This is a genomic window from Natronosalvus vescus (assembly GCF_023973145.1).
Classification (GTDB): Archaea; Halobacteriota; Halobacteria; order Halobacteriales; family Natrialbaceae; genus Natronosalvus; species Natronosalvus vescus.
On record NZ_CP099546.1, the window covers coordinates 1,812,711 to 1,824,211 of the forward strand.

General features: G+C 63.5%; 9 protein-coding genes and 1 pseudogene. 4 read left to right on the forward strand and 6 right to left on the reverse strand.

Annotation, left to right across the window (positions count from 1 at the left end; translation table 11 throughout):
* Positions 1-37 precede the first annotated feature (37 nt).
* From NGM68_RS08690 to NGM68_RS08700, 3 genes and pseudogenes are all read left to right on the forward strand, one after another.
* A pseudogene (locus NGM68_RS08690) lies at positions 38-1,322 on the forward strand (RNA-guided endonuclease InsQ/TnpB family protein).
* 36 nt (positions 1,323-1,358) lie between these two features.
* Positions 1,359-1,643, forward strand: coding sequence for a DUF7967 family protein (locus tag NGM68_RS08695; protein WP_252701244.1), 285 nt, complete (start codon positions 1,359-1,361; stop codon positions 1,641-1,643).
* A 166-nt stretch (positions 1,644-1,809) separates the two neighbouring features.
* Complete coding sequence (locus NGM68_RS08700) at positions 1,810-2,418, forward strand: IMPACT family protein (RefSeq protein WP_252701245.1); 609 nt, start codon at positions 1,810-1,812, stop codon at positions 2,416-2,418.
* 131 nt (positions 2,419-2,549) lie between these two features.
* On the opposite strand, the gene NGM68_RS08705 is transcribed toward NGM68_RS08700, so the two are convergent.
* The 3 genes from NGM68_RS08705 to NGM68_RS08715 are packed head-to-tail and all read right to left on the reverse strand — an operon-like array spanning position 2,550 to position 7,001.
* Positions 2,550-5,282: a TRAP transporter permease gene (locus NGM68_RS08705; RefSeq protein ID WP_252701246.1), complete on the reverse strand. Its 2,733-nt coding sequence runs from the start codon at positions 5,280-5,282 to the stop codon at positions 2,550-2,552.
* Positions 5,283-5,293: 11 nt separating this feature from the next.
* Positions 5,294-5,887, reverse strand: a complete 594-nt coding sequence (locus tag NGM68_RS08710; protein ID WP_252701247.1) for a DUF1850 domain-containing protein — start codon at positions 5,885-5,887, stop codon at positions 5,294-5,296.
* A gap of 34 nt (positions 5,888-5,921) precedes the next feature.
* Positions 5,922-7,001, reverse strand: coding sequence for a TAXI family TRAP transporter solute-binding subunit (locus NGM68_RS08715; protein ID WP_252701248.1), 1,080 nt, complete (start codon positions 6,999-7,001; stop codon positions 5,922-5,924).
* Between the two features lie 156 nt (positions 7,002-7,157).
* On the opposite strand from NGM68_RS08715, the gene NGM68_RS08720 reads away from it, so the two are divergent.
* A complete protein-coding gene (locus NGM68_RS08720) occupies positions 7,158-9,305 on the forward strand; it encodes an alpha/beta hydrolase family protein (protein WP_252701249.1) in 2,148 nt (715 codons plus the stop codon).
* Between the two features lie 378 nt (positions 9,306-9,683).
* Here NGM68_RS08720 and NGM68_RS08725 read toward each other — a convergent pair whose 3' ends face one another.
* From NGM68_RS08725 to NGM68_RS08735, 3 genes are all read right to left on the reverse strand, one after another.
* Complete coding sequence (locus NGM68_RS08725) at positions 9,684-10,427, reverse strand: DNA polymerase sliding clamp (RefSeq protein WP_252701250.1); 744 nt, start codon at positions 10,425-10,427, stop codon at positions 9,684-9,686.
* 237 nt (positions 10,428-10,664) lie between these two features.
* The gene (locus NGM68_RS08730; protein WP_252701251.1) at positions 10,665-11,165 is read right to left on the reverse strand and encodes a PIN domain-containing protein; all 501 of its coding nucleotides are present in this window, start codon (positions 11,163-11,165) and stop codon (positions 10,665-10,667) included.
* Positions 11,165-11,458: a UPF0175 family protein gene (locus NGM68_RS08735; protein ID WP_252701252.1), complete on the reverse strand. Its 294-nt coding sequence runs from the start codon at positions 11,456-11,458 to the stop codon at positions 11,165-11,167. The genes NGM68_RS08730 and NGM68_RS08735 overlap by 1 nt, the downstream gene beginning before the upstream one ends.
* Positions 11,459-11,501 lie beyond the last annotated feature (43 nt).

Here is an 11,501-nt window from a genome sequence, read left to right on the forward strand (position 1 = left end):
GAAACTGGACGAACTAATTGAAGAACGGGAGTAACGGATGTACTACGCCTACAAGTACCGTCTCAATCCGTCCGACGCCCACCGTGAGGAGTTGAACCGCCACCGTGAGGAGTTGAACCGCCACCGTGAGGAGTTGAACCGCCACCGAGACATTTGTAGGCAACTGTACAATCACGCGCTCTATCGCTTCGACCAAATCCCCAAGGACGCAGGCACGCTCAATCAACGCGTCCGGTCTATACGAGACGAAATCCCGTCCCTGAAAGATTGGTGGGATGACCTTTCGAACGTGTACTCGACAGTTCTGCAAACGGCGGTCATGCGAATCGAGCAGAACGTCAAAGGCCTCTCCGCACTCAAGAAAAACGGCTACGGCGTCGGCCAACTCACGTGGAAGCCGCCACGGGAGTTTCGCAGTTTCACGTACAGTCAGTCTGGCTTCAAGCTCGACAAGAAGGGCGGTCAGACTGTCCTATCACTCTCGAAACTTGCGGACATACCGATACGGCTTCACCGCGCCATCCCCGACGACGCCACACTCAAGCAGGTCACGCTCAAGAAAGAGCCGACGGGCGAGTGGTTTGCCACGTTCGGTATCGAAATGAACCGTGAACCTCCTGAACTGCCCGATACTCCCGAGAAGTGCGTCGGTATCGACGTGGGGGATTCTCACGTATGCCCACGATACGGACGGCACGGCGGTCGGGTCGCTCGACCTCTCGAACGAACGTGAACGCTTGGAACGCAAGCAACGGAAGCTCTCGCGGAAGCAACACGGGTCGAACAACTACGAGAAGCAAAGACGGCGCGTAGCGAAGTGTCACGCCAACCTCCGACGGAAGCGCCGCGACTTCTTGCACAAACTCTCGGCGTACTACGCTCGGGAGTATGACCTCGTGGCAGTCGAAGACCTGAACGTCAAGGGGATGATGGAATCGCCGTCGAACAGCCGCAACACCGCCTCTGCCGCGTGGCGAACGTTCCTCTCGTTGCTTGAATACAAGTGCGAACGCGAGGGAACACACTTCGTGGCGGTCAACCCGAGAGGGACGACTAAGGAGTGCGCGTCCTGCGGCGTCTCGACTGACAAGCCGTTGTGGGTTCGTGAACATTCCTGCCCCGCTTGCGGGTTTGAGGCGGACAGGGACGCAAATGCGGCGTGGAACGTTCTTTCTCGCGGTATCATGAAGCTATTAGGAGTGGGATGCTCCGAATCAACGCCTGTGGAGACTGCGCTCCCTGTGGAGACACCTGTATCTGCAAAGCGCGTCGTGGAAACAGGAAGCCCCTCCCTCAAGCGCGGGCCGTTAGGCGAGCGATAGGGTGGGGTAGTTCACTCTCGCCGTCGAATCACGCGTATGGCGGCCGAAACCGACGACACGGTACGTGTCTGGCTCGTCGAACGAACGTACTCCGACGACGAGCAGAACCTCATCATCCTCACCTACGCCACCACCGATGGCGAGCGGTACTTCCGCAAGGAGCGAGCGCTCACCTCCTTCACCGACGTTCGTGACACGACCGCCGCCGTCGAGGCCGAGCGGGATAATCTAGGCACCGTCGACGACCCCGAATTGCACAAGCAGTACGCGACCGAGGCGACTCGAATGGCGGCGGAGCACGATCCGAACGACGTCATCTGAGTCGATTCGGAACTCGAATCCCGTCCTGCTGTGAGAACCGATGGCCTCATTTCGCGGCCGCGTGAACGGGCGCTATGGAACGCCGCCCTCGAGCACTCGAGTGCGACTGCGACCGCGACCGGTTTCGCTCGGCCGCCCGAGAAGGTACCAGCGGCGGTGATCGGCCATGACCGACACCTACCGAACGGTTGACGAGGCCGCCACCGCGCGGTTTGTCGTCCAGGGCTCGGAGTTCATCGGCCACGTTCGCCCGGTCGAAGACGTCGAGGCGGCCGAAACCTTCGTCGAGGCGATCGAAACGGAGTTCGACGACGCGACGCACAACGTTCCCGCCTACCGTGTGCGCACCGGGGCCGACGGCGGGATGCTCCGGGAGTACTCGAGCGACGACGGCGAACCCACCGGTTCGGCGGGCAAACCCGCGCTCAACGTCCTCACCCAGCGCGACCTCGAGAACGTCGTCGTCGTCGTCACTCGCTACTACGGCGGAACGAACCTCGGGGTGGGTGGTCTCGTTCGCGCCTACTCCCGAGCGGTCAAAGACGCCGTCGACACCGCGGGGGTGGTCGAAGAGCGCCCCCACGAACGCCTCGAGATTACCGTCGAGTACGACGATTCGGGCACCGTGCGGGGGATCCTCGAGAGCGAGGGGCTCGAGTTCGAGGCCGACTACACCGAATCTGTGCATTTCGACGTCCGGGTACCGGTGGCCGAGGCCGCTCACATACGGGATCGGATCCGGAGCGCGACGAGCGATCGGGCCGTTCTCGAGTAGCCGGTTTCCGGGCCTGAACGCTGTGTTGCCGTCGTCTCACGTCTCGAGTTCCGTGGAACCCGTACCTCGAGTTTTTCAGGATGTAGTCTGTTATCCGAAACGTAGAACGATCGCTGGTTCGAGGACAACGATCAGCTGTCGCCCCCAGCCACTGCCGGGCCGTCAGCACCGGCCTCTTCGGCGTCAACGCCGCGCGACCGGTTTTGGTTGGAGAGGACGACCAGCATCACGAGACCGATCGCCCGGAGGGTGCCGGTGATCGAGAAGATGAGCAGATCCGAGGGGATACCGGCGAGGGTGAAGATCCCTTCGGCGATCAGGAGCGGAATCTCGGGTACCATCAACAGGATGGAGGCGACGGCGTAGAGCGCGCGATTGAGCGGCCTGACGCTGGCGTACTGGTAGCCGATGATCGTCACCCCGAGGGCGTACACCCCGAGGAACATCCCGGTCACGGGGATCACGACTTCGGGGACGAAGAAGCCGAGGTCGGCGACGTCAGCCCAGCCGATGACGTACCACTCTTCTTCGCCCTCGCGGAGGAACATGATCCCCGGCGAGAAGACGAACGCGAACGGCACCAGCACTTTGTTCAGCGAGAGCAGGAAGGCGATGATCGCCGTCGCGAATTCATCGGCTTTGGCGACCCCGGCCCCGGCGAAGGCGGCGACGGCGACCGGCGGGGTCACGTCCGCCATCAGCCCGAAGTAGAGCACGTAGAGGTGGGCCGCGAGGATGGCGATCCCGGCGGCTTCGATGGGCCCACCGAGCATCGCGATCAGGATGATGTACATCGCCGTCGTCGGCATCCCCATTCCGAAGATGATCGAGCCGATGCCGGTCAGGACGAGCAAGACCAACATCGAGCCCCCGCTGACGGCGTCGATGAGCGCCGCGAGGTTCGGCCCCAGCCCGGAAACGCTGATCACGCCGGGGATGACGCCCGCCGCCGCGACCGCGATCACGACCGTCGTCGCCGTCCGTGCTCCCGAATCCATCGACTTCAGCACGAACGTGCCGAAGCGATACGCACGGTTTCGCGAGAGCGTCGGCCGACCGATCCGTGAAGCGACCTCGGTCGCCGTGTCGTCGACGGCGTCGTCGAGCTCGAGCAACGACGCATCCTCTCGTGGGCGGGCCAGCAAGAACGCGACGCTGACGAGCGTGACGATCAGGCCGAGATCGCTGGCGGCGACGAACGCAGCATCCTCGAGGCCCAGACCAGCGCCCGCAGTCTCGAGGCCCAGAGCGACCTGGATCCCGTCGACGAGACCGCCACCGACGGCGGCGTAGCTTGCGGCCTGGGCGAGCGCGAGGACGACGATCGTTCCGATCAACGGAACTCGAGAACGCTCGCTGTAGGCCGCGACGAACGCGATGAGCGCGATCACGGAGACGATGGTGAACCAGCCGGCGCGGTTGATCGAGAACCGGGCGATCACGAGGAAGTACAGCAGGAGGACGATCGGCACCAGGTAGAACCAGCCGGTACGAACGAGGAGCCTGGCGTCGGGCAACTCGGCCCGCGGAAGCCCACCGATGCCGCCGCGAACGGCCTCGAAGTGTACCATCACCCACATCCCGAAGAAGAAGGCGATGGCTGGCAGGGTCGCGGCGATGATCACGTCCGCGTACGGGGTGCCCGTGAATTCGACGATCAAGAACGCGGCGGCACCCATCACGGGCGGAAGCATCTGTCCCCCGGATGAAGAGGAGGACTCGACGGCCCCGGAGAACTCGGGTGAGTACCCCGACCGCTTCATCAGCGGAATCGTGAACGCACCCGTCGTCACCGTGTTGGCGATCGACGACCCCGAGAGCATCCCCATGAACCCGCTAGAGACGACACTGGCCTTCGCGGGGCCGCCCTTCCGGGTACCGGTCATCGAGTAGGCCAGATCGATGAACCACTTGCCGGCCCCGCTCATCTCGAGGAACGCGCCGAAGAGGATGAAGATGTAGATGAACCGGACGCTCACCGTCACCGGCGTACTGAACACGCCAGCTTCGACGGTGTACCAGAGGTTGTAGACGATGTTCGCCCAGTTCTCGGGCTGGATCGCCAGCGCGCCGAGGGGGGAGTCACGCGGGATGACGTGGCCCCAGCGGGCGTAGACGATGAACATCCCGACCAGGCTCATGAGGAGGATGCCGAGTGCGCGCCGGGTGGCCTCGAGAACGAGCAAAAGGCCGAGGACGCCGAGCCAGAACGCGTATGAAACCTCGTCGAGCGGGATGCCGAGCCAGGCGATTCCCATCACGAGGGGCTCGAGGAATTGGACACCCTGGAACGTGAGCACCTCGTGGATCGCCTGGGTACCGTCGAACCGATGAACGGCAATCGTTCGGATTTCGTCGTACTGGGTGACGATGTAGTGGGCCGGCAACAGCGCGAGGACGATCATCACGACGTCGATCGGCGTCACCCGGTTCATGTTGGGGTCGACGACGGCCCACCGAACGAACCCGGCGAGGCGTCGCACGCCTCGCGTCAACGGATGCCCGTCGCCGAACCGTCCACGGACGGCGGGTTCGATCCGACCCAGGCGGCGGGCGAGAAAGCCGTCCCCGCGACTGGCCGGAAACAGCAAGAAGGCGATCACGAGCGCGAACGTGACGTGAATCGCGTTGACCTGCAGCAACTGCAACGAGCCAAGGCGGAGCGTGCCGTACAGCGGGAGCGTCAGTTCGAACGTGAAGCTGCGAGCGGCGATCCACATCTGGAACGCCGAGAAGGCGATGCCGATGAACGCGACGACGATGGCTGCCACGCCGGTGAGCGTTCGCCGTCGCTCGACCTCCTGTAGGATCTGCTCCTGTTCGGCCTCCGATAACTCGTCCGTGCCCCCAGTGTCTACGCTCATGAGTGGTCTAACTAGGTTCGTGTGCTTGCGTGGTGGCCAGGGTGGATATGTGTATGGGTGTGTATCACGCCGCTGGCCACGTGATCGTCTCGCCCGTCGCTGGTACTATCTCCGAGAACGCGCTCGAGAACGTTCCGATCGTCGACGTCGACGGCGATGACCACCGGGCCGTTCGAGCGGTCGACGAGATCGAAGCGGTCGCCGCCGACGATCAGTTCGTGACCGGCGATCGCCCCCGGTGTGACGCGCAACGTCTCGAAGGTGGTGTTCCGCTCGACGACGAATCCGTCGTCAGTCCGCTCGACCGTCTCGTCCGACGGCAGGCCAGCGCCGTGTGACTGAAACACCATTCTCGTCATCCGAAGCCGGTCGTCGTCGACCACGTAGACGTCATCGACCTGGGTTTTCTCGACGCTGTGGGTGTACGACAGCGTGACCTCGGTGCCGTCGTCGACCTCGACCGCGAGCAGTTGCTCGCCGGACTCGGCGTCGGAAACGACGAGCGTACGCGTCGGCTCTGATTGCGCACTCGAGACGAGCGCGACGCTGGCCACGACGAGAACGAGGAGTGCGACGACGAGCGTTCGTCTCCGGCGGTGAAACACGATCGAGCCTGTCGGTGCCAAAACGGGTCAGTCGTTACCCGAAGTAGGCCTCGGCACCCGGGTGGAGGTCGATCGGCATTCCGTCCTGGGCGGTGTCGGCGCTGATGAAGTCAGCTTTGATGCTGAAGTCGTCGGTGTTGTCGAAGATGGCCGTGGTGACCTCCTCGACGATTTCCTCGTCGACGCCGTCGTGAGTGGCGATCATCGCCTGCACCGAGACGGTCTCGACGTCGTCGTCGACGCCGTCGTAGGTGCCGCCGGGGATCGTGTCTTCGGCCATCCACTCGGCGTCTTCTTGCACCTGATCCCGGACGTCGCCGTCGACGGAGACCAGCGCGATGTCCTCCGAGGAGGCGAGTTCCTCGACCGAGCCGACGGGCCACCCGCCGACGATGACCGCGGCGTCGATGTCGCCGTCGCGGATCTGGTCGGTGGCCGACGCGAAGTCGGTGTTCTGCTCGTCGAAGTCATCGATACCCGCGGACTCGAGGATCTGCAGCGCGTTGACCTGCGTCCCGCTGCCGAGGTCGCCAGTGTTGATCGTGGCGCCCTCGAGATCCTCGACGGATTCGATCCCCGAATCCGCCTGGGTGATGATGTGGATCGTCTCGGGGTACAGCGTCGCGACCCCGCGAAGGTTCTCGATCGGCTCATCCTCGAAGTCCTCGATGCCAGTGCCGTTGTAGGCGAAGTAGGCGATGTCGTTCTGGATCAGCGCGAACTCGGCTTCCTCGCGACCAAGACTGCCGACGTTCTCGACGCTGGCACCGGTCGACTGCACCTGGAGGCCGTGTGGCGTGTGCTCCTCGACGATGGATTTCATCTCACCCGACAGCGGGTAGTACGTGCCGCCGGTACCGCCCGCGTGCCAGGAGAGGACTTCGCCGCCCTCGTCTGGATCGGCGTCACCGATGTCCTCCTCGTCGCCGTTTCCGTTACCGTTCCCGTTACCGTTGTCGTCGGTGTCGTCGGTGTCGTCGTCGCCATTACCGTTGCCATTACCGTTGCCGTTACCGTCATCGTCGACATCGTCACCAATACAACCGGCGATGCCGGCGAGTCCAGCAACCCCAGTTGCCGCAATGAAGCGGCGGCGTTTGATACGTTGCACCATGCACACTACCTACGTTCCGGGACGGGATTAATATTTTGCACGTACATTGATATCCACGCTGAATTTCAGTGCACTCTGACAATCTTCACAGGTAACTGTCTCCACTTGGAACCTACGAACCGAAACCTATAATCGGAACCAATCGGAGTGGTGACTATGCACACGGTCGATCCCGCTGACGTTCACGAGATCACACAGGTTTCCGATCCTCAGATCGCCCCTGATGGCGAACGAGTCGCGTTCGTCAGGAAACGTCCCACGGACGACGAGTCCTACGAGGCGACGGTGTACGTGGTTCCTATCGGCGGCGACGAGCCGAGACAGTTCACCGTGAGCGAGGGCGTCGACAGCCAGCCCCGATGGAGTCCCTGTGGCTCGTACCTGGCGTTCGTCAGCACCCGCGGTGCCGACGACGACCGACCACAGCTCTGGATCCTCCCGACCGACGGCGGCGAGGGTCGACAGGTCACGAGCGTCGTCGGTGGCATCTCCCAACTCGAGTGGAGCCCCGACGGCTCTCGACTGCTGTTCTCCCAGTCCTCGACCGTCGAGGATCGTGAGGAGGGGCGCGATTTCGCCGTCGATCCCGAGTACGAGCCCGAGGCACCCGATCCTCGGGTGATCGATCGACTCGTCTATCGGGCCGCCCAGCGGTATATGGACGGCCGCCGAAGCCACGTCTACACCCTCGACGTCGCGACGGCGCTCGAGAACGGGGTCGTTACCGAGGGGGACAACGAGGCGATGGAACGACTCACCGACGGCGACACTGATTACGTTGCACCGACGTGGGGCGACGACGACACCATCTACTACGCGACCAAACGCGGCGAGGAACCCGACGACTCGATCGAGTTCGAGATCCTGGCCCACGACCTCCCGTCCGGCGACGTCGAGTCGGTCGTCGAGACGCGGGGCTGGATCGCCTCGCTCGAGGGGACGACCGACGGTCGAATCGCCTACCCCTGGACGCCCGAGGAGGGGTTTACGCTTCGCCAAACCGAGCTTAAGGTGTTCGATCGGCAGGACGACTCGGAGCGAACGGTCACCGCCGACCTCGATCGCACGATCGGCTTTGGCGGCTACGAGTGGGATCCGGACGAGGAGACCCTCTACTTCGGGACGCCCGACGAGGGGACGGTCGCGCTCTGGTCGGTTCCCGGCGACGCGAGCGAGGAACCGAGGCGCGTTCTCGGCGACGCCACCCTCGAGGGCTTTTCGGTGGGCGAGCACGCCGTCGCGTTCGTCCAGAGCGAGTGGGATCACCCCGGCGACGTGTTCGTCTCCACGCGCGGCGGCAACGAGGCCACCCGACTGACACGGGTCAACGCCGACTACCTCGAGGATCGAGCCGTCGCCCAGCCCGAGGAGCTGTGGTACGAGAGCGAGCAGGGGCCGGTACAGGGCTGGCTGTTGATGCCGCCGGAGTTTGGGGGCGAGGCGCCACGCGCCTCGGAGTCGTCGAGCGGGCAGCGCCCGGGAGACCCCGAGGAAACGTATCCGCTGGTCGTCGAGATTCACGGCGGCCCCCACTCCCAGTGGACGACGAGCGGCACGATGTGGCACGAGTTCCAGAGCCTCGCCGCCGCCGGGTATGCCGTCTTCTGGTCGAATCCACGCGGTTCGGTTGGCTACGGCGAAGAGTACGCTGCGGCGATCGAACGCGACTGGGGAGACGTGACGCTGACCGACATCCTCGCTGGCGTCGACCTCGTCTGCGAGCGCGAGTACATCGACGCCGACGAGCAGTACGTTACCGGCGGGAGCTTCGGCGGGTTCATGACCGCCTGGACGGTCGGCCAGACCGACCGCTTCGGTGCCGCGGTCAGCCAGCGTGGTGTCTACGACTTCACCAGCTTCTACGGCTCGACGGACGCCTTCAAACTGGTCGAGGGCGACTACGGCGTCACGCCGTGGGAGGATCCCGACTTCCTCTGGGAGCAGTCCCCGGTCGCCCACGTCCCGAACGTGACCACGCCGACGCTGCTGATTCACTCCGACCAGGATTATCGGACGCCCGCCAACACGGCCGAACTGTTCTACCTCGGGTTGAAAAAACACGGCGTCGACACCCGGATGGTGCGCTACCCTCGAGAGGGCCACGAACTCTCCCGCTCGGGCGAACCAGGCCACATGGTCGACCGAATCGAACGCATCGTCCGCTGGTTCGACGGCTACTCGACGTACACCGAGGCGTCGCCAGCGCTCGAACGAGACCCGAACGAGGGACTCACGGCGGGCAGCGACGAGAACGGGGAGGAGGAGGACGACGCTGACGGTGACGACGATTCCCAGGCCGACTGATAGGGTACCAGTGTACCGTCTATCGCCGACCCTCTGGCGGGTGATCGGCGGTACGTGACTACAACGATCCCTGTGACTGCTCGCGTATGGCCTGAACACCGCGGAATCGTTTTCACCGTCGTGGTCGGGTCTGCGAACCCGGACTCGTTGTCGACGGCGCTCGAGAAGACCGTGATCACACTCGCTCGAGTGAGACTCTGCTGTCGATCCGGTGAAACGGCGCTGAGCATTCCTGCGTGAACTGGCGGGGTGCTCGACACACAGCGCAGATTGATCCACAGCCCTCTCGATCAACGTTCAGGCAGGGCTTGGGGTGACACTGTCAGAAACCAACGTACGCGGATAGTCCGTGAAACTGCCCCGATCGATGAACCGCGCTCAGTCGCTCTGAATCCGCGGGGCAAGCATGTAGGTAACCTGTCCCTGCCCCTCAGCGAAGCCGAAGTAGAGCTTGATGGGGAACTCCTCGCCCAGGTCGAGGGTGACCTCCGTATCGCCGGGGATCGCCTTGTTCATGTCCTTCAGGTAATCCAGCGAGAACAGCGAGTGGGCCGGGCCCACCTGCAGGTCGATCAGGTCGTCGCTCGTGAGCTCGAGGTGGACGTCGTCGGTGTCCCCCTCCGCGTTGACGTAGAAGAACTCGTCGGCGTCGTCGACGCCCAGCGCGATGTGATCGCTCACCATGTCGGCCGCCTTCACCGAACGGTTGACGTCCTTCCCCTCGAGGACGACCCGTGCGGGCAGGTCGAGATCCGGGATGTCGGGCTCCTGGCGGATCGAGTCGGGATCGATCAGCGCCAGAGTGTACTCGAGTCCGTCGATCTGGATGTGCAGTTTGCGGGTCTCTTCGTCGAGTTCGAGCTGGATGAGCTGGCCGGATTCGGCCATGCCGGCGATGTCCTCGAGTCGGGAGAGGTCGACGCCGATCAGGCCGCCGTCGGCTTCGTAGGATTCGAACGCGGCCGCCTCGAGCGAGAGGTCGACCATGCCGACGTTGGCGGGGTCGACGGCCCGAATGGAGAGTCCCTCCTCCTCGAGGTGGATCTTACACTCGTCGACCAGCACGCTGACGGAGTCGAGCGCGCTGGTGAGCGTTTCCGCGCTCACGATGGCCTTGAACATATATGACGGGCTACGGACGGTCGGTACAAAAAGGCACCCTTTGGCGGCGAACAGGGTGGTCGACTGGTGGCTGTCCGTCGCCGCTGTGACCCTCGACGTTCGGGTGCCCTCGAACACCCGCGACTCGAGCGGACTTATAGCGATTTCTGAACGTTCTGATACGGTCTGCTGTAGTCTCTTCCCGCTGAGTGCCGACCCGGTAGTGCAATCACCGGTAAAAAGTCACGGCAAACTGTATCAGTGGCCCCCTTCTTCCCCCAGTTCACGGAGTTTCTTCTGCACTTGCGCGTAGACTTTCGGGTGCAGGTTCATCCCTTCGTCCACGAGGCTGTACAGGACGTCGGTTGCCTCGTCCCGCGTCACGTCTCCTTCTTTCGTACACCTGAGCAACAACGTCGTCACCCACCAGCACTCGACACCGTGAGAGCGGGCAACGTCGATCAGCCCTTTGTCGTTCGCGAGAAGGATCTCCTCGTCGACATCCGCCAACAGGATCACCGACGCATCGGCCACTGCAATTCCTTCCATCGACGCCACATCGTCGGCTGTCTCCGGTGTCTCGTGGATAGCTGCGTCCGACAGAAACTCCTCGAGCGTCGCGGTACCGCGTTTCCCTTCCGTGAGGACTTCATCCCGAACGGCTTCCGTCGTCCGAATATCGTCAAAGGCGGTCGAGACGAGGTCGAGTCGTCCGATCCACGCGAGCGGAATCAGCGCGGAGGAATCGACGACGACCATTAGATGCGATCGAGGTCGCGTTCGAGGTCGTCCGTCGTGTACCCGACGTCGATTCCCTCGTCGGAAGCGAGGGTCACCATCTCGAGGTACGAGACGTCCGCCAGTTCCGCTGCCTTCCGCAGCGTGATACGGTGATCGCGGAGCTGGTCGAGGGCTCGCTCCGTGCGCCAGTCCGAGAGCCCCTGTCGGATCAGACGGCGAAGCACCTCGGATCGGTCGGCGCTCATCTCCTCCTCGAGTTCGGCGAGCGCCTCCTCGTCGTCTTCCGGGATGCGCGTAGTGACGGTTTTCATCGTTACGATTCACTCCGTTACGATACACAATAGTTGTAACGGA

Excerpts from the sequence above, each read along its gene's own strand:
- NGM68_RS08695 (WP_252701244.1), top strand. The coding sequence starts at position 1,359 with ATGGCGGCCGAAACCGACGACACGGTACGTGTCTGGCTCGTCGAACGA.
- NGM68_RS08700 (WP_252701245.1), top strand. The coding sequence starts at position 1,810 with ATGACCGACACCTACCGAACGGTTGACGAGGCCGCCACCGCGCGGTTT.
- NGM68_RS08705 (WP_252701246.1), bottom strand. The coding sequence starts at position 5,282 with ATGAGCGTAGACACTGGGGGCACGGACGAGTTATCGGAGGCCGAACAG.
- NGM68_RS08715 (WP_252701248.1), bottom strand. The coding sequence starts at position 7,001 with ATGGTGCAACGTATCAAACGCCGCCGCTTCATTGCGGCAACTGGGGTT.
- NGM68_RS08720 (WP_252701249.1), top strand. The coding sequence starts at position 7,158 with ATGCACACGGTCGATCCCGCTGACGTTCACGAGATCACACAGGTTTCC.
- NGM68_RS08725 (WP_252701250.1), bottom strand. The coding sequence starts at position 10,427 with ATGTTCAAGGCCATCGTGAGCGCGGAAACGCTCACCAGCGCGCTCGAC.
- NGM68_RS08730 (WP_252701251.1), bottom strand. The coding sequence starts at position 11,165 with ATGGTCGTCGTCGATTCCTCCGCGCTGATTCCGCTCGCGTGGATCGGA.
- NGM68_RS08735 (WP_252701252.1), bottom strand. The coding sequence starts at position 11,458 with ATGAAAACCGTCACTACGCGCATCCCGGAAGACGACGAGGAGGCGCTC.